19 protein-coding genes are annotated in these 20,053 nt (G+C 73.0%); 9 read left to right on the forward strand and 10 right to left on the reverse strand.

All coding sequences use genetic code 11. The annotated features are described in order from the left end of the window. Positions 1-221: 221 nt before the first annotated feature. Positions 222-1,667, reverse strand: a complete 1,446-nt coding sequence (locus tag HQQ79_RS10405; protein WP_173034096.1) for an amidase — start codon at positions 1,665-1,667, stop codon at positions 222-224. A gap of 40 nt (positions 1,668-1,707) precedes the next feature. Between HQQ79_RS10405 and HQQ79_RS10410 the strand changes: the two genes are divergently transcribed. Further along, positions 1,708-2,007, forward strand: a complete 300-nt coding sequence (locus tag HQQ79_RS10410; RefSeq protein ID WP_173034098.1) for a hypothetical protein — start codon at positions 1,708-1,710, stop codon at positions 2,005-2,007. Positions 2,008-2,043: 36 nt separating this feature from the next. Here the strand turns inward: HQQ79_RS10410 and HQQ79_RS10415 are convergent, their stop codons facing one another. Then, a complete protein-coding gene (locus HQQ79_RS10415) occupies positions 2,044-2,460 on the reverse strand; it encodes an HIT family protein (RefSeq protein ID WP_173034100.1) in 417 nt (138 codons plus the stop codon). A 52-nt stretch (positions 2,461-2,512) separates the two neighbouring features. Between HQQ79_RS10415 and HQQ79_RS10420 the strand changes: the two genes are divergently transcribed. Beyond that, on the forward strand, positions 2,513-4,186 hold the full coding sequence (locus HQQ79_RS10420; RefSeq protein ID WP_173034102.1) for an ABC-F family ATP-binding cassette domain-containing protein: 1,674 nt from the start codon (positions 2,513-2,515) through the stop codon (positions 4,184-4,186). 24 nt (positions 4,187-4,210) lie between these two features. Beyond that, a complete protein-coding gene (locus tag HQQ79_RS10425) occupies positions 4,211-5,119 on the forward strand; it encodes a L,D-transpeptidase (protein ID WP_173034104.1) in 909 nt (302 codons plus the stop codon). 22 nt (positions 5,120-5,141) lie between these two features. Here the strand turns inward: HQQ79_RS10425 and HQQ79_RS10430 are convergent, their stop codons facing one another. Genes HQQ79_RS10430 through HQQ79_RS10440 form a run of 3 tightly spaced genes read right to left on the reverse strand, consistent with a single transcriptional unit; the run spans position 5,142 to position 8,602 of the window. Next, entirely contained in the window at positions 5,142-6,452 is a 1,311-nt protein-coding gene (locus tag HQQ79_RS10430) for a cytochrome P450 (protein WP_173034112.1), read from the reverse strand. 27 nt (positions 6,453-6,479) lie between these two features. Further along, positions 6,480-7,043 carry a gluconokinase gene (locus HQQ79_RS10435; RefSeq protein ID WP_173034115.1) on the reverse strand — a complete coding sequence of 188 codons (564 nt, stop codon included), beginning with the start codon at positions 7,041-7,043 and terminating at the stop codon, positions 6,480-6,482. Further along, positions 7,040-8,602, reverse strand: coding sequence for a GntP family permease (locus tag HQQ79_RS10440; protein WP_216852362.1), 1,563 nt, complete (start codon positions 8,600-8,602; stop codon positions 7,040-7,042). The genes HQQ79_RS10435 and HQQ79_RS10440 overlap by 4 nt, the downstream gene beginning before the upstream one ends. 207 nt (positions 8,603-8,809) lie before the next feature. Here HQQ79_RS10440 and HQQ79_RS10445 point away from each other — a divergent pair, with 207 nt between their 5' ends. Further along, a complete protein-coding gene (locus tag HQQ79_RS10445; protein WP_173034117.1) occupies positions 8,810-9,508 on the forward strand; it encodes a FadR/GntR family transcriptional regulator in 699 nt (232 codons plus the stop codon). Positions 9,509-9,649: 141 nt separating this feature from the next. Here the strand turns inward: HQQ79_RS10445 and HQQ79_RS10450 are convergent, their stop codons facing one another. From HQQ79_RS10450 to HQQ79_RS10470, 5 genes are all read right to left on the reverse strand, one after another. Next, a complete protein-coding gene (locus HQQ79_RS10450; protein ID WP_027465815.1) occupies positions 9,650-10,255 on the reverse strand; it encodes a GNAT family N-acetyltransferase in 606 nt (201 codons plus the stop codon). A gap of 9 nt (positions 10,256-10,264) precedes the next feature. Beyond that, a complete protein-coding gene (locus HQQ79_RS10455) occupies positions 10,265-10,948 on the reverse strand; it encodes a uracil-DNA glycosylase (protein ID WP_173034119.1) in 684 nt (227 codons plus the stop codon). Between the two features lie 5 nt (positions 10,949-10,953). Beyond that, a complete protein-coding gene (locus HQQ79_RS10460) occupies positions 10,954-11,673 on the reverse strand; it encodes a Type 1 glutamine amidotransferase-like domain-containing protein (RefSeq protein ID WP_111056349.1) in 720 nt (239 codons plus the stop codon). Further along, on the reverse strand, positions 11,670-12,197 hold the full coding sequence (locus tag HQQ79_RS10465; RefSeq protein WP_051596753.1) for a phosphoribosyltransferase: 528 nt from the start codon (positions 12,195-12,197) through the stop codon (positions 11,670-11,672). Before HQQ79_RS10465 ends, HQQ79_RS10460 begins: the two co-directional genes overlap by 4 nt. A gap of 138 nt (positions 12,198-12,335) precedes the next feature. Beyond that, on the reverse strand, positions 12,336-13,109 hold the full coding sequence (locus HQQ79_RS10470) for an SDR family oxidoreductase (protein ID WP_027465819.1): 774 nt from the start codon (positions 13,107-13,109) through the stop codon (positions 12,336-12,338). Between the two features lie 123 nt (positions 13,110-13,232). On the opposite strand from HQQ79_RS10470, the gene HQQ79_RS10475 reads away from it, so the two are divergent. The 5 genes from HQQ79_RS10475 (at position 13,233) to HQQ79_RS10495 (ending at position 19,997) form a co-directional block, all read left to right on the forward strand. Beyond that, entirely contained in the window at positions 13,233-14,324 is a 1,092-nt protein-coding gene (locus tag HQQ79_RS10475; protein WP_173034121.1) for an acyltransferase family protein, read from the forward strand. Positions 14,325-14,634: 310 nt separating this feature from the next. Further along, positions 14,635-15,966 carry a bifunctional o-acetylhomoserine/o-acetylserine sulfhydrylase gene (locus HQQ79_RS10480; protein ID WP_071404574.1) on the forward strand — a complete coding sequence of 444 codons (1,332 nt, stop codon included), beginning with the start codon at positions 14,635-14,637 and terminating at the stop codon, positions 15,964-15,966. 218 nt (positions 15,967-16,184) lie between these two features. After that, on the forward strand, positions 16,185-17,387 hold the full coding sequence (locus tag HQQ79_RS10485) for a homoserine O-acetyltransferase (protein WP_138803632.1): 1,203 nt from the start codon (positions 16,185-16,187) through the stop codon (positions 17,385-17,387). A gap of 133 nt (positions 17,388-17,520) precedes the next feature. Then, positions 17,521-18,678 carry an ATP-binding protein gene (locus tag HQQ79_RS10490; RefSeq protein ID WP_027465823.1) on the forward strand — a complete coding sequence of 386 codons (1,158 nt, stop codon included), beginning with the start codon at positions 17,521-17,523 and terminating at the stop codon, positions 18,676-18,678. Then, positions 18,675-19,997, forward strand: a complete 1,323-nt coding sequence (locus HQQ79_RS10495; protein ID WP_051596754.1) for a hypothetical protein — start codon at positions 18,675-18,677, stop codon at positions 19,995-19,997. The genes HQQ79_RS10490 and HQQ79_RS10495 overlap by 4 nt, the downstream gene beginning before the upstream one ends. Positions 19,998-20,053 lie beyond the last annotated feature (56 nt).

Genomic DNA, 20,053 nt, shown 5'->3' on the forward strand with positions numbered 1-20,053 from the left:
GCGCCGGGTGCAGACGTGGAACGACACCGTCGACGTCGTACGACACCGACATCGTCGCCCGTGCGCGCGTGCAACCGTTGCGGACGCGCTGGTGCGACAGGGTCGATGTCGTACGACGACGACTTCGTCGCACCGGCTCGACGCACCCGACGCACGAGACGCTCGAGCACGCCGCGCGCGTCGGGCGGGAGCCGCGCGCCGACCCAGCCCCGGGCCTCCCGTCAGGCGGTCCAGGCAGCCGGGTGCCGCCGCTGCCAGCGCAACCGGCGCTCGAGCTGCGCGCCGATCGCGAGCAGGACGCGCTCGCCGCCGGGGCGTCCGATCAGCTGCACGCCCATCGGCAGCCCGCCACCGTCGGGGTGGTCGTCGTCGGTCACGCCGACCGGCAGGGTGATCGCGGGGAGCCCGGACACGTTCGCCATCGACGTCCACGGCGAGTACGCGCACTGCCGGCGGAAGTCCTCGTCCGGGTCGTCGCCGTACCAGCCGAGGGGCCGCGGCGTCATCGCGAGGGTCGGCGTGAGCACCGCGTCGAACCGGTCGAACGCGCCGATGAGCGTCGTCGAGAAGGTGTCGAGCGTCGTCATCGCGTCGAGGACCTGCGTGCCGGACAGTGCCCGTCCGCGTGCCACGAGCCACGCCACGAGCGGGGTCAGCGACGACAGGTCGATGCCGGGCACCTGCGGCAGTCGGGCGGCCGAGCTCTCCCACGCCACCCGGAACGCGTCGGCGTACGGCACGCGGGGCATCCGGACGTCCTCGACGCCGTGCCCGACCTCGCCGAGCACCCGCACGGCGGTCTCCACGGCGGCCCGGGCCGCGGGGTCGACGACCACGTCGACGGTGTCGTCCCACGGCGAGCCGTCGAGCACCCCGACGACGAACCGGCCCTCGCCGCGGACGGCGGCCGCGGTGAACGGCCCCTCGCCGACGTCGGGGGTGACGAGCGCGTAGGGCGACGGCTCCGGCAGCCCGGTCGGCGCGACCAGTGCGTCGAGCAGCATGCCCGCGTCGGCGACGGACCGGGTGAGCGGCCCGGCGACGGACAGGCCGCCGACGCCGGAGCGGCCGGGCATCGACGGCACGCGGCCGCGGCTCGGCTTCAGCCCGACGAGTCCGGTCGCCGCGGCGGGGATCCGCACCGATCCGCCGCCGTCCGACCCGACCGCGGCGGGCAGGAGTCCGGCGGCGACGGCGACGGCCGCACCGCTCGACGACCCGCCCGGCGCGCGCGTGGTGTCGTAGGGGTTCCGCGTCACGCCGAGCCGGGTCTCGGACGACGAGGACATGCCGAACTCCGGTGACGCCGTCTTGCCGAGGCTGACGGTGCCGGCCGCGTCGAGCGCGGTGACGAGCGGGTGGTCGGCCGACGCGGGCCGCTCCGGCAGACTCGCGGTGCCGTTCCGCGTGGGGATGCCGGCGCGGTCGTACAGGTCCTTGTCGGCGGACGGGAGGCCCCACAACGGTCTCGACGTCGGCACCAGGTGGCCGAGGCGATCGGCTCGGGCCCGGGCAGCGTCCGCGGTGACCGTCACGAAGGCGCCGAGTCCGGCGTCCAGGCGTTCCACGCGGGACAGGTAGTGCTCGGTGACCTCGAGGGCGGTCGCCTCGCCCCGGCGGATCCAGTCCCAGAGTTCCTGCGCGGAGAGGTGGTGGAGTTCGAACACGGCTCCGAGCCTAGGCGGCAGTGGCCCGTATCCTTCGACGGTGGACACCACTCTCCCCTCCGGCACGACGAAGCGCCGGATCGAACTCCGGCTCGTCCGGCCCCTGTTCGCCTGGTTCGCCCGGCCGACCGTCACCGTCGACGGGGTGGGGCACCCGGCCCAGTGGGGCACCGGCACGTGGGCGGTGCCGGACGACGGCGACACGGTGATCGGCGTGTACCTGTTCAACCGAGCGTGGCGGTTCGGGGCGGCCTCGGTGCCGGTCGGCGGCGCGACGGCGCTGGACTACCGGGGCGGGCTGCTGCCGGTCGGTGCGGGTCGGCTGACGCCGCGGGGCTGAGGGTCGCGCCGGGCCGAGCAGGGTCTGCTCGGGCGGCTACTCGAACATTTCGGCGAGGAGCGCGTGCGGGTCGCCGTCGACCACGTGCGCCGATCGTCGCTCCGGCCAGTGCGTCGTGGCGTCGTCCGGCCAGCACGGCACGACGTGGAGGTGCAGGTGCGGCACGCTCTGGCCGGCGTCGGCACCCGATGCCTGCAGCACGACGGTCCCGGTCGCGCCGAGGGCCCCCTTCATCGCGCGGGCGACGCGCTGCGCCAGGGCCGTGGTGGCGGCGAGTGCCGTGGGCCCGGCGGTGAGCAGGTCGGCGGTGTGCTCGACCGACACGACCAGGGTGTGGCCGGGAGCCAGCGCCGAGTCGGGCAGGGGTGCGAAGGCGACGGCGTTCTCCTCGCGTTCGACCCACACGGCGGGTTCGTCACCGGCGATCACGGCACAGAAGACGCAGGAGTCCATCGGCCCAGTCTGCTGCACGTGGGGTGCCCGCTCCGCGTGGGACGATGGGCGCATGACCGCCACGCTCGTCGCCAAGGGCCTGTCCGGCGGGTACGCCGCTCGCACGCTGTTCGACTCCCTCGACCTGACGGTGGCGCCGGGCGACGTGATCGGGGTCGTCGGCGTGAACGGTGCCGGCAAGTCCACGCTGCTCCGGCTGCTGGCCGGGGTCGACGAGCCGCTGGCCGGCACGGTGTCCCTGGCGCCGACGGACGCGTTCGTGGGGTGGCTCCCCCAGGAGCACGAGCGCATCGTCGGCGAGACCGTCGCGGCGTACCTCGGGCGGCGGACCGGCTGCACCGAGGCGACGGCGACGATGGACGCAGCAGCGGCGGCGCTCGGCGACCCCGACGCCGGCGACACCGCGGCCGACCGGTACTCGGCGGCGCTCGACCGCTGGCTCGCCGCGGGTGCCGCGGATCTGGAGGACCGGATCCCGGCGGTGCTCGCCGACCTCGGCCTCGAACCCGGCACCGGGGACTCCGGTGCGGACGGCGTCGGCCCGGACTCCCTGATGACCGCGCTGTCCGGTGGGCAGGTCGCCCGCGTCGGGCTGGCCGCGCTGCTGCTCTCGCGGTTCGACATCGTCCTGCTCGACGAGCCGACCAACGACCTCGACCTGGACGGCCTCGACCGGCTCGAGGCGTTCGTGCGCGGGCTGCGCGGCGGGGTGGTGCTCGTCAGCCACGACCGTGAGTTCCTGGCGCGCTCGGTGACCTCGGTGCTCGAGCTCGACCTGGCGCAGTCGTCGAACCGGCTGTTCGGCGGCGGGTACGACTCGTTCCTCGAGGAGCGCGAGATCGCCCGGCAGCACAAGCGTGACGCGTACGACGAGTTCGCGTCGACGAAGGCCGACCTGGTCTCGCGGGCACGGACGCAGCGTGAGTGGTCGAGCCAGGGTGTCCGGAACGCCATGAAGAAGAGCCCGGACAACGACAAGATCCGCCGCCGTGCCGCGTCGGAGTCGAGCGAGAAGCAGGCGCAGAAGGTCCGGCAGATGGAGTCCCGCATCGCCCGACTCGACGAGGTCGAGGAGCCGCGCAAGGAGTGGCAGCTCGAGTTCACGATCGGCAGTGCACCCCGGTCGTCGGCCGTCGTCGCGACGCTGTCGGACGCCACGTTCACCCAGGGCGACTTCACCCTCGGCCCGGTCTCGCTGCAGGTCGACGGCGGTGACCGGATCGGCATCACCGGTCCGAACGGCGCCGGCAAGTCGACCCTGCTGCGCGCGCTGCTCGGCAAGCAGGCGCCGACGACGGGCACGGCGTCGCTCGGCTCCAGCGTGGCGGTCGGCGAGGTCGACCAGGCGCGTGCGGCGTTCACCGGCGACCAGCCCCTGGCAGCGGCGTTCGAGGCGATCGTGCCCGAGTACACCACCGCCGACGTCCGGACGCTGCTCGCGAAGTTCGGGCTGAAGGCGGACCACGTCGGCCGACCGGCCTCGGCGCTCTCCCCGGGCGAGCGCACCCGGGCCGGGCTCGCACTGCTGCAGGCCCGCGGGGTGAACGTGCTCGTGCTCGACGAGCCGACCAACCACCTCGACCTGACCGCGATCGAGCAGCTCGAGCAGGCGCTGGAGTCCTACGACGGGACCCTGCTGCTCGTCACACACGACCGGCGCATGCTGGAGACCGTCCGACTCGACCGGCAGTGGCGGGTCGAGGGCGGCGCCGTCACCGAACGCTGACGGATCGACCGAGGGGGACGCACCATGCGACGCAGCACCTGGATCGCGACGACCGCCGGGGTGGTGGTGCTCGCCGTCGCGGCCGTCGTGGTGGGGGTGACCGTCGGGTCGCCGGCACCGGAGCCGACCCGGGCGGCGCGGGCGACGACTCCGACCCCGAGCGCCACGCCGACGCCGACACCCGCGGCCGTCCCCGCCGCACCGTCCGACGCGACCCTGGCCGCGCTGCCGTTGGCGTTCCACGACGCCGTCGTGCCGCAGTTGCTCGACGGCGGGGACGTGGAGCCCGTGGACACCTGGCAGATCGCGACCCCGCGCACGCCGCTCGTCGCCCTGTACGCGAGCCCGTCCAGCGGCGCCCGACCGGTGGCGACCCTGTCCCACCTGGTGTCGACGATCAACCGACCCGCGGCCACCGCGGTGTGGGGTCGCTCCCCCGGCCGGGACGGCGGGATGCTCCTGGTGTCGACGCCGTCCCGCAACCGCACCCCCGGAGACGGCGGCGACCCGGATGCGCCGAGTGCGACGTTCGCCTGGGCGCGGGCGGCCGACTTCACCGTGACGCGGACCGACCGGATGATCCGGGTCGACGTCGCCGCCAGCACGGTGTCCGTCGTCACCCGGTCGGGGAAGGTCACCGCGACCGAGGCCGCCCGGCTCGGGACACCGGAGGACCCCACACCGGCCGACACCGCCACCTACGTCGAAGCGGCGTACGTCGACACCCGCGTCGCGTACACGCAGGGCAACCCGATCATCCTGACCGGGGCGCACTCGTCCCGGATCCCGTCGTACGGCGGCAACGCTGCGCTGACCGCGTTGCACTACTACCCGGACCCGACCGGCAGCTCGCACGGCTGCGTCCGGATCTCGGCGGAGATGACCCGCACCCTGGCGGCGCTGCCCGTCGGCACCCCGATCCGGTTCGACTGAGACGGGGTCGACCGAGAACGGGTCAGTGGAAGGGGCAGCGGCCCCGGACCTCGCCACCCGAGGCCGGCTTCGTCGGCAGCCGGCGGCGGTCCACCTGCAGCCCGTCGTCGAGGATCGTCAGCCGCGGGTCGCTCAGCACCGAGACCGCGGCCGCGAGCGCGGCGACGGCGACCTTCTCGCCGGGGCACCGGTGCCCCGTGGCGACGTCGGCACCGCCGTGCGGGACGAACGTCGTGATCGATTCGTAGTCGTCCACGCCGAGGAACCGCGACGGGTCGAAGTCGCCCGCACGGACCCACGAGCGCTCGTCGGTGTCGGTCCCGGTGATGTCGAGCACCACGCGCCCGCCAGCGTGCAGGTGCTGGCCGTCGAGCTCGACGTCCGTGGTAGCCCAGGCGGGCAGCATCGGCACGAACGGCGCCGTCCGGCGGATCTCCTGCGCGAAGGCGACGGCGAGCGGGCCGTCGACGAGCGGACCGTCGACGAGCGGACCGTCAACGGGCGGCGTGCCAGCGGCGTCGGCCGCCGCGCTCTCGGCGGCGATCCGTGCCCGCCACTCCGGCCGGTCGTGCAGTTCCTTCGCCGCGAACGCCACGAACCGGGCCACCGCGATGGCCGGCCGGATGCTGTTCTGCAGTTCGATGCCTGCCAGCCGCGCCGGCAGCAGCGCCCCGGAGGGGTCCCGGTGCCACGCCCACTCGTGCAGGGCGGTGTGCGGCTCGGGGGTCAGCCGGCCACCGCGCACGGCCTCGACCAGCCGCCGGGCGTGCCGGTCCGACCAGTGCCGGTTCAGGACGGCCTGCAGGTACTCCGGTGAGTACGGCACCCCGAAGCCGTCGACGACCTGGGCGAGCCGTGCCGCCCACCGGGTCTTCGCCGCCGGCGTCCCCGGCAGTCCGGCCCACCGCATGACCGCGCGGCCGATCGCACCGACGGCAGCGTCGTACGCCGTTCGCGTGCCACCGGCGAGCCAGGCGTCGCGTTCGGTCGCCCACTCCCGGGTCAGCAGGGGTGCGAGCCGCCGGACCTGCTCGTCCTCGTACGCGACGTCGACGAAGGTGGCCTTGCGGTGGTGGTGCTCCGCCCCGTCGAGGCTGTGCACCGACCCGACGCCGAACAGCGTCCGCTGCACGATGGCCGGCATCGCGCCGTGGCGTGCCGTGCGGTCGCCGTCGTAGAACAGCGCGACGCCCTCGGCACCACGCACGAGCAGCGCCGGACGTCCGAGCAGTCGGAAGCCCACGGCCCGCGCCCCCGGACGGGTCCGGCGCCACAGGTGGGCACCGAACCCGTAGCCGCGGGTCAGGAGCGAGAGGGAGTCGTCGATCGCCATGCGGCCATGCTGCCGAGCGCCGCCCGATCAGGCTCTCGGGATCCGGACCAGTCCGAGCCGCGCCACGACCTCGGCGCTCTCCTCTTCGGGGGTGCGGTCGGCGGCGATCGTCAGGTGGGCCTCGTCGGGCTGCGGCGGCTCGAGCGTGGCGAGCTGCGACTGCAGCAGCGACGTCGGCATGAAGTGCCCGGAACGCTGCGACATCCGCTCCTCGATGAGCGCGCCGTCACCGGCCACGTGCACGAACACCACGCCGGGGGCCCGCAGCACGTCGCGGTACGAGCGCTTCAGGGCCGAGCAGGTCACGACGCCGTTCGTCCCGGCGTCCAGGTGTCCGCGGATCCAGCCGGCGACGACGTCGAGCCACGGCCAGCGGTCCTCGTCGGTGAGCGGGGTGCCGGCGTGCATCTTGTCGACGTTCGCCGGCGGGTGCATCGCGTCACCCTCGGCGAACTCCCACCCGACCTGCTCCGCCACCATGGCGGCGACGGTCGACTTGCCAGACCCGGAGACCCCCATCACCACCAGGACGCGGGCGTCCGGCCCGGCGTCGGACGCACCGGCAGCAGCAACTCCTCCTGCGCCGCTCATCGGATGAACACCCCGGCCAGCAGGACCCCGAGCAGACCGAACACCGAGATGAGGCACTCGAGCACCGTCCACGTCTTGAACGTCTGCCCCACCGTGGTGCCGAGGTACCCCTTCACCAGCCAGAACCCGGCGTCGTTGACGTGCGACAGGAACACCGAGCCGGCACCGATCGCGAGCACGAGCAGCGAGGTCATCGGCGTCGACAGGTCGGCAGCGATCGGCGCCATGATGCCGGCGGCGGTCACGGTGGCGACCGTGGCCGACCCGGTCGCCACGCGGACCAGTGCCGAGACGACCCAGGCGACGAGCAGCACCGAGACGCCGGAGTCCTTGACCGCGTCGGCGATCACGCCGCCGATCCCGGTGTCGATGAGCACCTGCTTGAAGCCACCACCGGCACCGACGATGAGCAGCACCCCGGCGATCGGGGGCAGCGCGCTCTCGAGCGACTTCGACACCGCCGAGCGGTCCATGCCACCGCCGATCGCGAAGAAGACCATCGCGTAGACGGCCGCGATGCCGATGGCGATCATCGGTGAACCGAGGAAGTCGAGCAGGCTCACCCACGAGCCGGCGGCGTCGGGGGCGGTGGCCTCACGGATCGCCTGGGCGAGCATGAGCACGACCGGCAGCAGGATGCCGATCAGGGCGACGGTGAACGACGGGCTGCGCGGCTCGCTGATGACGCGCGTGAAGTCGCTCTTGCCGTTGGGCAGGGACGCGGTGTCCTGCGTGGCGGGGCCGCGCCGGGCCTCCCGTCCGGGGTGTGCCGGGTCGTCGGCGAAGGAGGCGGACCCGGAACCCGACCCCGAACCCGAACCCGGGCCGGCGGTGGCGACCGCCCCACGCGATCCGAACATGTCGGGGACGGGGATGTCGACCCAGCGGGCCGCGAACCGGGCGAAGAGCGGGCCGGCCAGGATGATCACCGGGATCGCCAGCACGATGCCGAAGGCGAGCGTGGTGCCGAGGTTCGCACCGACGGTGGAGATCGCGACGAGCGGCCCGGGGTGCGGCGGGACGAACGCGTGCATCGTCGACAGGCCGACCAGTGCGGGGACGGCGATCTTCATGATCGGCACCTCGCTCCGCTTGGCGACCAGCACGATGATCGGGATGAGCAGGACGAGCCCGACCTCGAAGAACATCGGCAGCCCGATGAGCGCCCCGATCAGGGCCATCGTCCACGGCAGCGCCGCCTTCGACGACTTCCGCACCAGGGTGTCCACGACGCGGTCCGCTGCACCGGAGTCGACGAGCATCTTGCCGAACATCGCCCCGAGCCCGACCAGGATGCCGACACTCGTCATGGTCGCGCCGAAGCCGTCACCGAAGCTCGTGACCGCTTTGTCCGGCGCCAGGCCCGCGCCGATCCCGACGCCGAGCGCGCCGATCGTGAGCGCGATGAACGGGTGCACCTTGAGCCAGGTGATGAGCGCGATGATCACCACGATGCCGACGAGCGCCGCGATGATCAGCTGCGGGATCGAACCGGACGGGTCGACCGTCTCGGTGGTGCCACCCGCGGCGAGCAGGTGGTCCGGGAGAGCGTGAGGCATCAGCGCCCCTTCCTGGAGTCGCTGCTGCGCGGCTCCGTCGCCTTCGTGTCGAGGGTGGACTGGCGCGACGAACGCCGACCCTCAATAATCTGATTAATCAGACTATACGACGTCGTCCCGCGCGCCAACCGCCCGTCTCCGGAGTCTGCCGCTTCGATAGGACCGGCGTCACGGCGACCGCGTGACCCGTACTGCACGGAGGAAACGATGCCCACCGCACGCGGACTGCACGCCCACGTGCTCGACACCCTGGGCCAGCGGATCGTCGACGGCGACCTGGCCACAGGTGCCGTCGTGCGACCCGAACTGGTGGCCGACGAGTTCGGGGTGTCCCGCTCGGTCGTCCGCGAGGCCCTGCGCGTCCTGCAGTCCCTCGGCCTGGTCGAGCCCCGGCAGCGCGTCGGCACGCTCGTCCGCGACATCACCGCGTGGGAGCTGCTCGCCCCCACCGTGATCCGGTGGCGCGGTACCTCACCGGCGTACTTCGTGCAGCAGCGGGAGCTCGTCGAGCTCCGGCTCGGCGTCGAACCGGTCGCGGCGTCCCTGACCGCCGGCTCCGAGGGCGCGGACGCCGTGCTCGCCGCCGCCGAGGACATGCTCGACGCCTGCGGGCGCGAGGACAGCCGCGCCTACCTGGAGGCCGACGTCCGCTTCCACCGTGCACTGCTCACCGGGTCGGGGAACGCCGTGTTCGCGCACTTCGCCGGCACGGTCGAGGCCCTGCTCCGCACCCGCACGTCGGAGTCGCGCGACCCCATCACGCGCTGGACGCGCGAGGCGGCGCTCCGGCACCAGGCCGTCGGACGCGCAGCGGTCGACGGTGACGCGGACGCGGCGGCGGCGGCGGCCACCGCGCTGCTCCACGTGACGCGCGACGAGTTCATCACCGAGGCGCCGGCGGGCTGACCCGGCGACGGCGGTCCGGCGCGACCAGGGGACGGCCTGGAGGCGCGTGCCGGGCCCGCCACGGGCCTCCCGTCCGCCCTGCCCACGTTCGCCTGCGTGACGCGCGTCGACCGCGTCGGCTCCGTCAGCTCCGTCGGTCAGTCAGCGTCGTCGCGCGAACAGCCGCGGGCCGCGCAGGCGGAGCCGCATCGTGACGGTGCCGAGCCAGCGGTCGTACTTGTAGCCGACCTTGCCCATCCGGCCGACCTCCTCGAAGCCGAGCCGTTCGTGCAGCCGGATCGACGCCTCGGCCTGGCGGTCCGCGATGACGGCGACGACCTCGCGCACGCCGGCCGAACGGCACTCGTCGAGCAGCGCCTCCATCAGCGCGCGGCCGAGCCCCTTGCCACCGGACGCGGCACCGAGGTAGATCGAGTCCTCGACCACGTGGTTCGAGCGGTCGCGCGGGTTCCACGCGTCGACCAGGGCGTACCCGAGGATCTGCCCGGCGGGATTCTCCGCCACCAGGAACGGCAGACGGCGCTTCCGGATGTCGTCGTAGCGCTTCTTCCACGCGGCGTACGTGAACGCCGCCGGGTCGAAGGTCACCGACGAGTTGCGGACGTAGTGCGTGTGGATCTCGCGCACGTGGGGCAGGTCCCCCACCTCGGCCGCTCGGATGCGGTACTCGAAGGCGGTCTCGGTCGCCGCCGGGGCACGCAGGTGTCGCGGCAGGACCCGCCGTCGCTGGTATTCCTCCTCGAGCACGTGCCGAGCCTACTGAGCGGGCAGCGTCCAGTCGACGGGCGGTGCGCCCTGCGACTCGAGCAGCGCGTTCACCTGCGAGAACGGGCGGCTGCCGAAGAACCCGCGCGACGCACTGAGCGGGCTCGGGTGGGCCGAGGCGACGACCGGGGTGTCACCGAGGAGCGGTCGCACCGACCCTGCCTGGGCGCCCCAGAGCACGGCGACGAGCGGGGTGCCACGGGCGACCAGCGCGCGGACGGCCTGGTCGGTCACCGCCTCCCAGCCCTTGCCGCGGTGGCTGCCGGCCTCGCCCGCCTGCACGGTGAGCACCCGGTTGAGCAGCAGGACGCCCTGGTCGGACCAGGCCCGCAGGTCACCGTGCTGCGGCGGGGTCACCCCGAGGTCGTCGGCGAGCTCGCGGTAGATGTTCGCCAGGCTGCGCGGCACCGGACGGACGGCGGGGTCGACCGCGAAGGACAGGCCGATCGGGTGGCCCGGCGTCGGGTACGGGTCCTGCCCGACGACCAGCACCTTGACCGCGTCGAACGGGCTCGTGAACGCGCGCAGCACGTCGCTGCCGGCTGGCAGGTAGTGACGGCCCGCAGTGGTCTCGTCCCGGAGCCATGCGCCGATGCGGTGCACGTCGGCTTCGACCGGTGCGAGGGCCTCAGCCCAACCGGGGTCTACCAGGTCGGCGAGCGGGCGAGGTTCCACGTCGGCTACGCGCCCATGGTGGCGACGGCCACCGACTCCTCGCCGGCCATCACGCGCCAGACGCTGCCGGTGCCGCGGACCTCGAGCGCGCCCTCGCCGACGACGAGCGTGGTGTCCTCGTCGATCGCGAGCCCGGCGGTGACGAACTCGGCCTCGGCGCTGGCGATGAGCCGCGCGAGGGTGCCGGCCTGCACCGCGTGCACGTCGATGGTCAGGTCGACCAGGCCGAGGCCCTCGCGGAGCTCGACCTCGTCCAGCCCCTCGGACGCGGCCTCGGGGCAGATCTCGACGCCGCCGATGCGCCAGCCGCCCACCAGGGCACGGTCGGCGGCGATCATCGCACCGGCCGAGTAGCCGAGGTAGGGCAGACCGTCGGAGACGAGCAGCCGGAGCTGGTCGACGAGCGGGGCGATCGCCGCCAGGTAGTCGGGGGTGACGCCGCCACCGACCACCAGCGCGTCGACGTCGCTCAGGACGGTGGTGTCGAAGACCTGACCGGCCGCGACCTCGGTGACGAGCACCTCGGCCGTGCGCGGGCCGCCGAGGACCTCCGCGATGTCGGCGGTCGACGACGGGCTGCCGCCGTCCGGGCCCGCCACGGAGAGCAGGGCGATGCGCGGGACGCTCCGGCCGACCGCTGCCGAACGGGCGGTGGCCTCGGCGAGGAACGGCGCTGCGGCGTCCGAGGCGGCGAAGAGACCGCCGCCGACCAGGTGGATGCTCACGACTCGGCCGTCACGGGGGCGAGGGCGCTCCACGGGAACGTGATCCAGCCGTCGACCCGACGCCAGACGTGGTCGGGCTCGAGGACGGTACCGGGCTTCGAGTACAGGCAGGCGCTCCGGACGTCGGCACCGGCGTTCCGGATGATGTCGACCACCAGGCGCAGGGTGCGGCCGGAGTCCGACACGTCGTCGACGACGAGGACCCGCTTGCCCGCCAGGCTCGGGGCGTCGAGGGCGGGGGCGAGCACGACCGGCTCCTCCAGCCGCTGCTCGACGTCGGTGTAGAACTCGACGTTGATCGAGCCGCACTCCTTGGTGCCGAGCGCGTACGCCACGGCGCCGGCGATGATCAGTCCGCCGCGGGCGACGGCGACGACGACCTCGGGCTCGAAGCCGCTGGACAGGACGTCCTTGGCGAGCAGGCGTGCGGCGTCACCGAACTCGAGCCAGCCGAGTACCTCGGGCCCGCTCGTCACGGTCACGGTGGACGGAGCCGCGGGCTCGGGTTCGCTGCTGATCGGCATCCGACCACGGTACCGGCAGGGAGCCCACGCCCGCGACCCGCGGCCGCCGCCCGGGCGCTGCGCGGGTCCGGTGTGGGCACTGCGCGGGTCCGGCGCGGGCGCTGCGCGGGTCCGGCGCAGGTCCGGCGTGGGGTCCGCTCAGCGGGGCGTCAGCGGGCCGCGTGCGAGCTTGTGCTGCGCCGACTGCGCCACCGGCCGGATCGTCACGAGGTCGAGGTTCACGTGCGCCGGCAGCTCCACCGCGTGCACGATCGCCTCGGCGACGTCGTCGGCCACGAGCGGCTCCGGCACGTCGTCGTACACCGCGGCGGCCTTCTGCTCGTCCCCGCGGAACCGGGTGAGCGCGAACTCGTCGGTCTTCACCATGCCCGGCGCGATCTCGACGACGCGGATCGGCTCGCCGTTCAGCTCGAGCCGGAGTGCGCCGACCAGGGCGTGCTCGGCGAACTTCGCGGCGTTGTAGCCGCCACCGTTCTCGTACGCGACGAACCCGGCGGTGCTGGTCACCGTGACGATGTCCGCTCCCCCGGACACGCGAGCACGGTCGCGCAGGTGCGGCAGCAACGCGGAGACGACGCGCTTCGTGCCGATCACGTTGACCTCGAACATGGCGCGCCAGTCGTCGACGTCGGACTCCTCGACACTCGCCGACCCGAACGCCCCACCGGCGTTGTTCACGAGCACGTCGGCACCGCCGAGGTCCGCGACCCGCGCGGCGAGCGCCGCCACGTCGTCGGCGTCCGTGATGTCGGCGACCAGGGTGTCGGCCCCGGTCTCCGCGGCGAGCGCCTCGAGCTTCGCGGCGCGGCGGGCCACGGCGAGCACGTCCCAGCCCCGCGACCGGAACAGCCGGACGGTGGCTGCCCCGATGCCCGAGCTCGCTCCGGTGACGACTGCGCGCCGTGCTGCCATGTGATCTGCCTCCTGCGTCGGTGACCGGGGCGCGTGGTGGCCCGGTCCGACCACCGTACCGAGCGGGACGCTTCAGGCACCGCACCGGGCCGTCCAGATCACGATCCGGTAACGTGACCGGCGATGACGACGGATGCCGCCCCTCCCGCTCCCTCGGCCCCGGCGACGCAGCTCGAGCCCGGTCGAGCTCCGCGCCGGATCCCGATGTGGGACACCGCGCGGTTCGTCGCGGTCACGCTCGTGGTCATCGGGCACGCGATCCAGCGGCAGACGCCGGCGAGCGAGCACGCGCTGGCCCTCTACACGTTCATCTACGCGTTCCACATGCCGGCGTTCGGCGTGATCAGCGGGTACTTCTCGTCGGCGGACACCCCGACGGCGAAGCGGATGCGCCGGACGATCACGGACATCGTGGTGCCGTACATCATCATGCAGACGATCTGGACAGTGGTGCAGGGCATCGTCGAGGGCGGCAAGGATTTCAACCCGACGAAGCCGACGTGGACCCTGTGGTTCCTGCTGGCCCTGGGCATCTTCAAGCTGATCCTGCCGTACCTGGCGCAGTTGCGGTGGCCGCTGTTCTGGGCGGTCGTGTTCAGCATCGGCGTCGGCTACTTCGACAACGTCGACTCGACGCTCTCGCTGTCCCGCGCGATCAGCCTGCTGCCGTTCTTCCTGCTCGGGTGGCAGGTCAAGCAGTGGGGCGTCTTCGACCGCTGGTACGAGGCGTCCCGTCGCACGGTCGTCCGGGTGCGGATCGCCGCCGTCGTGGTGTTCGCCGCGTGGGCGGTGTCGTGCGCGGTCTGGATCCCGCAGTTCAAGGAGTTCGACCTGCACCACTGGTTCTTCTACGACGACTCCTACTCGGGGCTCGGCGAGGACGCCTGGTGGGCGGGTGCGGTGCGCTTCGGCCTGATGCTGCTCGCGACCCTGCTGACGGCGTCGTTCCTGGTGCTCATCCCCCGTCGGAACGTCTGGATCACGCAGTTCGGCGCCGCGACGATGTACGTCTACCTGCTCCACACGTTCGTCCTCTACCCGATCCGGGAGTCCGGCGTCCTGGCCGGCGAGCACTCGGCCTGGCCGTTCGTGCTCCTCATGGTCGTCATCGCCTGCGTCGTGAGCCTGTTCCTGGCGCAGCCCTTCGTGCGGCGCGGGATGCGGTGGCTGCTCGAACCGAAGGTCGACTGGCTGTTCCGCCGCGACGCGGCGTAGCGGCGCCACCTCGCACCGTGCGAGGGCCGTCCGCGAACGGTGCGAGGTTCCGTCCGTGGTGCAGGGGGCGCAGGCTCGCACCGAGTCCGCAACCTCGCACCACAGGTGGCCTCGCACGGTGCGACCCAGCGTCGCGCCTCCGGACGGGAGGCCCGTGGCGCGTCGGGCGGGCGCGTTACGTCCCGAGGCGGGTGCGCTGGTGCGGGCCCGGCCACCTGCGTACCGTGACACCCGACGCACAGCAGCGCCGAGCCTCCGGGCCGAGCGCAGGGCGACCCGACGACCAGCCGCACCGGACAGGAGCACCAAGATGACCGAGCACGACGCCGCGCAGTGGCAGTTCGAGACCACCCAGGTCCACGCCGGCGCACAGCCGGACCCGACCACGGGCGCCCGAGCGACGCCGATCTACAAGACGACCTCGTACGTCTTCGCGAACTCGGACGAAGCACGCGACCTGTTCGCGCTCGCCAAGCCGGGCAACATCTACTCCCGGATCATGAACCCGACGAACGACGTCGTCGAGCAGCGGATCGCCGCGCTCGAGGGCGGGTCCGGGGCCCTGCTCGTCGCGTCCGGCCAGGCTGCCGAGACCTACGCGGTGCTCAACATCGCGGGGGCGGGTGACCACATCGTGTCGTCGTCGTCGATCTACGGCGGCACGTACAACCTGTTCAAGTACACGCTGGCGAAGCTCGGCATCGAGACGACGTTCGTCGAGGACCAGGACGACCTCGAGGAGTGGCGCCGCGCGGTCCGCCCGAACACGAAGCTGTTCTTCGCGGAGACCATCGGCAACCCGAAGATCAACGTCCTCGACATCACGGGCGTCAGCGACGTCGCCCACGAGTCCGGCGTCCCGCTGATCGTCGACAACACGATCGCGACGCCGTACCTGATCCGTCCGTTCGAGCACGGCGCCGACATCGTGGTGCACTCGGCCACGAAGTTCCTCGGTGGCCACGGCACGGTCATCGGCGGGATCATCGTCGACGGCGGGAAGTTCGCCTGGTCGCAGCACGCCGACCGGTTCCCGGAGTTCAACACGCCCGACCCGTCGTACCACGGCGCGGTCTTCGCCGAGGCCGTCGGCAACGAGCTCGCGTACATCGTGAAGGCCCGGGTGCAGCTGCTACGCGACCTCGGTGCGTCGAACTCGGCGGACACGGCGTTCGCGCTGCTGCAGGGCATCGAGACCCTGTCGCTCCGCATCGAGCGGCACGTGTCCAACGCGCAGGAGATCGCGGAGTGGCTCGACCAGCACCCCGACGTCGCCACCGTCGCCTACGCCGGTCTGCCGACGTCGCCCTGGTACGCCGCCGCGAACCGGTACGCGCCGAAGGGCGTCGGCGCCGTGCTGTCGTTCGAGCTCAAGGGCGGGGTCACCGCGGGCAAGGCGTTCGTCGACAACCTGCAGCTCTTCTCGCACCTGGCGAACATCGGCGACGTCCGCTCGCTCGTGATCCACCCGGCGTCGACCACGCACTCGCAGCTCACCCCCGAGCAGCAGCTCACCACCGGGGTCACGCCCGGCCTGGTGCGCCTGTCGGTCGGCATCGAGAACATCGCCGACCTGAAGGCCGACCTCGAGGCCGGGCTCGCCGCGGCCCGGGCGATCGCGCAGGAGAGCCAGCGCGCGTAGGACCCGCGCGGTCTGCCCGCCTGCCTGGCTCCCTGCCTGCCGACGCAGAACGACAGGGTCGACGTCGTACGACATCGACCCTGTCGTTCTGCGTCGTTTCAACGCGCCCGACGCGCCCGACCCGCCCGGCGCGCCCGCGGCCCGGACACCCGGCCACGCGCCGGGCGTGACGTAACACGGCGGCGGCGACCCGCGCCTCCCGGCAGACTGGACGCACGATGGACTGGCAGACGACCCCCGAGGACTCCGTGCCGTCCACCCTGGTGCCCGGCACCGAGCTCGGCACCCTCGGCAAGCCGCCCGTGACCGGTGCCTGGCGTCCCGGTGACCACCCGGGTGCACGCCACTTCGAGTCCCTCGGCGAGCAGTGGGTGCGCGGCGGCCGTCTGCCGTCCGTGCGCGTGGCGTACGAGACGTGGGGCACGCTCAACGCCGCCCGCGACAACGCGGTGCTCGTCCTGCACGCGCTGACCGGGGACTCGCACGTCGCGGGTGCCGCCGGCCCGGGCCACCGCACCGCCGGATGGTGGGGCGACGTCGTCGGGCCCGGGCGGGCGATCGACACCGACCGGTGGTTCGTGATCGCGCCGAACATGCTCGGCGGCTGCCAGGGCACCACCGGGCCGTCGTCGGTGTCGCCGTCGGGCGCGGAGTGGGGCGCACGGTTCCCGTTCGTGACGGTGCGCGACCAGGTCGAGGTGCAGGCGCAGCTCGCCGACCGGCTCGGCATCGAGACCTTCGCGGCCGTCGTCGGCGGGTCGATGGGCGGTATGCACGCCCTCGAGTTCGCGGTCTCGCACCCGGCGCGCGTGCAGCGGCTGGCGGTCCTCGCGTCGACTGCGCAGACCACCGCCGACCAGATCGCGGCGAACTCGCTGCAGCGGGCGGCGATCCAGATGGACCCGGCGTTCGCCGGCGGCGACTACTTCGAGGCCGAGGCCGGCGAGGGACCGCACCGGGGACTGTCGCTGGCCCGACGGATGGCGCTCATGACGTACCGCGCCTCGGACGAGCTGAACAGCCGCTTTGCGCGGTCCTGGCAGAGCGACGTCTCCCCGCTCGGCGACGACGGCCGGTTCTCGGTGGAGAGCTACCTCGACTTCCACGGCAACAAGTTCACGCGGCGGTTCGACGCCTCGAGCTACGTCACACTGACGTACGCGATGGACTCGCACGACGTCGGTGCCGGTCGCGGCGGGGTGTCGGCCGCCCTCGGGCTGGTGACCGCCCGGACCCTGGTGGTGGGGATCTCGAGCGACCGGCTGTTCCCCGTCGAGGACCAGCACCGGATCGCCGCGGGCGTGCCGGACGCGCTCGACGGGGACACCGCAGCGGTGATCGAGAGCGAGTTCGGACACGACGGGTTCCTCATCGAGCACGAGCAGGTCGGGGCGCACCTGCGGCGGTTGCTGGAGTCCTGAGCGGGGCCTGCCGCCACCGCGGCGCGCCGAAGACCCCCCAACGGGTGGCGCGCGTGGAATGATGGCGTGGAGCCCGGCACTGACCGACGCTCGGTTTCCCGCACCACCCAGATCGTCACCAACCAGGACATCGATGGACTTCATCGCACAGGAACGCGACCGCTTGCTGCGGTCGGCGACCCGTGTCGTGGGCATCGTCTGCGCGCTCGTCAGCGTCGTGGGCATCCTCTCCGCCGCCGCCGTGCCCACGCCGCCCCTCATCGGCGCACTCCTCTGCATCGCCGCGATGATCACCGCCCTCGTGTGCTTCGGTCGCGGCGGCGAGGTGTGGTGGACCGCCGCCATCGTCGTCGCCGGGCTCGCCACGATGGTGCTGCTCTTCACCGGCGTCGAGGACTCGGCCAGACCCCTGGTCGCCAGCGCCGTCATGCCCCTGGCCGCCGGCGGGCTCTCGGCACCGCTGATGGCACAGCGCGGGCACCCGGTCGGGCTCGGGATCACCATCGCCGGTGGCGGCGCCGTGGTGGTGCTCATGGTGTGGGGGTCGGGCTCGCTCCTGTCGACCCCGGTCAGCGGCGCACTGCTCGGGTGGATCCTGATGGCCGTCGTGGCGATCTGGATCTCGCGCAGCATCCCCCGCGTCGCCCGCCGCATCTACAGCATCGGCACCGCCCACCGCGCCGAACGGCAGGCCAGCGAGACCGAGGCGCAGCGCCGCCAGGGTGCCCGCCTGCTGCACGACACCGTGCTCGCGACCCTGACGCTGCTGGCGCACTCCGGCGTCGGCGTCTCCGAGCAGGCGATGCGCGAGCAGGCCGCCGAGGACGCCCGACTGCTGCGGCACCTGCGCCTCGGTGCGACCCCGCAGCCCTCGCAGTCCGGTGACTACTCGCTCACCCGCGAAGAGGAGTCACCGCTCGGACAGACCCTCGAGTCGGTCAAGCAGCGCTTCGGCCGGATGGGGCTCGAGGTCAGCTGGCACGGCACCGGGCAGGTCCTGCTGCCGTCGAACGTGCTCGACGCGTTCCTGCTCGCGCTCGGCGAGTGCCTCGAGAACGTCCGTCGGCACGCCGGCGTCGGCGAGGCCCACGTCACGATCGTCCACGACAACGAGGTCGTCCGCGCGATGGTCACCGACTCCGGCGTCGGCTTCGACCTCACCACCGTCAGTGCCGAGCGACTCGGCTTCAAGGAGAGCGTCGTGAACCGCCTGCGCGAGGTCGGCGGCGACGCGAAGCTCTTCTCCGCGCCGGGCTCCGGCACCACCGTCGTCCTGGAGGCACCGCGATGACCCGGGTCCCCGAGGACACCATCGGCCGCCGTCTGCCCGGCGAGACTGCGCCGCCAGCACCCCGCACCCGCCGCGAGGCGCGCGAGCGGTACCGGACGAGCGAACGTCGCCAGGCCCGAGGGCTCCCGTCGACGTCCACCGGTGCCCGGTCCCTGCGGCAGGCCGCGAAGCCCGGCGCCTCGCTCGGTGCCGGCTACCTCGGCCTCGGCGCCGCGGTCCTCACCGCGATCGAGGCCGTCGCCGGCATCGCGTTCTTCCTGGTGCGCTGGAACGAGTACTCCGACCCGTGGTTGCCCGCCGTCGCCTGGGGGCTCTACGTCGTCGCCGCCGTCGGGGTCGGACTCAGTGTCCTGACCTACGGCGAACGGCTGACGGGTCCGGCGTTCGCGTTGATCTGCGTCGTGCTGGCGTGCGTGGTCACGCTCGACTTCATCGGCATCTGGCCCGAGCACGACATCGCGCACACCGCGACCGCCTCGATGGCCGCGGGCTTCGCGCTGCTGCCGATCGCCACGCTCCGACCCGCCCGCGAGGTCGCCGTCGCCATCGGCGTGCTCGGCATCGCGTTCATCGTCATGGCGGTCGCGTCGACGCCGATCACCAACGACACCATGCCCGGCATCGTGTCCCTGCTGTCGCTCGTCGTCGTGCCGCCGGCGCTCGCGCTGTACGTCGTGCAGCGGTTCCGGCAGCTCGTGCAGCGCGAGCTCGACCGGGTGCTCGTGCAGAGCAACGTGCAGGCGCCGCAGTTCGCCGTCGGCATGCTCGCCTCGGACGAGCTCGCCCGCCTCGACCTGGCCGCCGAGAAGCTGCTCGACGCCGTCGCGAACGGCACCGACCCGCTGCCGCTGTCCGACGCCTCGAGCTCGGTCGCCGCGTCGCTCGCCACCGAGCTCCGCCTGCACCTGATCGAGGGCCGTCGCGAGACCTGGCTGTACCACGCCATCACCGAGTCCGACCACCTCGGTCGCTCGGTGAGCGTCGCCGACCCGACGGCCCTGGCGGGGCACCTCTCCCCCACCCAGCGCGACGGGCTGCTGCAGGCGATCTGGCAGATGGTCGGCGACGGCCGCACCGCGCAGCCCGGCATGCCCGTCGTCTCCGTCACCCTCGGCCCGATCGGTTCCGACGGCCATCCGGTCAGCGACGACACGATGGACGTGCCCGTCGTCATCGAGTCCCGCGGGGTGCCCCGGCGCAGCCTCGGCCCGACGGCCTGGAGTGCCCTGCAGCGCATCGGCCCGTACACCGAGACCGTCCGCGACGGCGCGCTGCACATCGTCGCGCACTGCGTCGTGAACCGACATCCGTCGATGTAGCTGCCGGACACCCGCACGCCTGACCGACTTCCGGCCCGGATCCTCCTAGGATCGGC

Origin of the sequence: Curtobacterium sp. VKM Ac-2852 (assembly GCF_013205045.1) — a bacterium.
In the GTDB taxonomy this organism is placed as follows: domain Bacteria; phylum Actinomycetota; class Actinomycetes; order Actinomycetales; family Microbacteriaceae; genus Curtobacterium; species Curtobacterium flaccumfaciens.

Excerpts from the sequence above, each read along its gene's own strand:
- HQQ79_RS10425 (WP_173034104.1), top strand. The coding sequence starts at position 4,211 with ATGCGACGCAGCACCTGGATCGCGACGACCGCCGGGGTGGTGGTGCTC.
- HQQ79_RS10445 (WP_173034117.1), top strand. The coding sequence starts at position 8,810 with ATGCCCACCGCACGCGGACTGCACGCCCACGTGCTCGACACCCTGGGC.
- HQQ79_RS10490 (WP_027465823.1), top strand. The coding sequence starts at position 17,521 with ATGGACTTCATCGCACAGGAACGCGACCGCTTGCTGCGGTCGGCGACC.
- HQQ79_RS10415 (WP_173034100.1), bottom strand. The coding sequence starts at position 2,460 with ATGGACTCCTGCGTCTTCTGTGCCGTGATCGCCGGTGACGAACCCGCC.
- HQQ79_RS10440 (WP_216852362.1), bottom strand. The coding sequence starts at position 8,602 with ATGCCTCACGCTCTCCCGGACCACCTGCTCGCCGCGGGTGGCACCACC.
- HQQ79_RS10430 (WP_173034112.1), bottom strand. The coding sequence starts at position 6,452 with ATGGCGATCGACGACTCCCTCTCGCTCCTGACCCGCGGCTACGGGTTC.
- HQQ79_RS10470 (WP_027465819.1), bottom strand. The coding sequence starts at position 13,109 with ATGGCAGCACGGCGCGCAGTCGTCACCGGAGCGAGCTCGGGCATCGGG.
- HQQ79_RS10475 (WP_173034121.1), top strand. The coding sequence starts at position 13,233 with ATGACGACGGATGCCGCCCCTCCCGCTCCCTCGGCCCCGGCGACGCAG.
- HQQ79_RS10465 (WP_051596753.1), bottom strand. The coding sequence starts at position 12,197 with ATGCCGATCAGCAGCGAACCCGAGCCCGCGGCTCCGTCCACCGTGACC.
- HQQ79_RS10495 (WP_051596754.1), top strand. The coding sequence starts at position 18,675 with ATGACCCGGGTCCCCGAGGACACCATCGGCCGCCGTCTGCCCGGCGAG.
- HQQ79_RS10485 (WP_138803632.1), top strand. The coding sequence starts at position 16,185 with ATGGACTGGCAGACGACCCCCGAGGACTCCGTGCCGTCCACCCTGGTG.
- HQQ79_RS10435 (WP_173034115.1), bottom strand. The coding sequence starts at position 7,043 with ATGAGCGGCGCAGGAGGAGTTGCTGCTGCCGGTGCGTCCGACGCCGGG.
- HQQ79_RS10480 (WP_071404574.1), top strand. The coding sequence starts at position 14,635 with ATGACCGAGCACGACGCCGCGCAGTGGCAGTTCGAGACCACCCAGGTC.
- HQQ79_RS10420 (WP_173034102.1), top strand. The coding sequence starts at position 2,513 with ATGACCGCCACGCTCGTCGCCAAGGGCCTGTCCGGCGGGTACGCCGCT.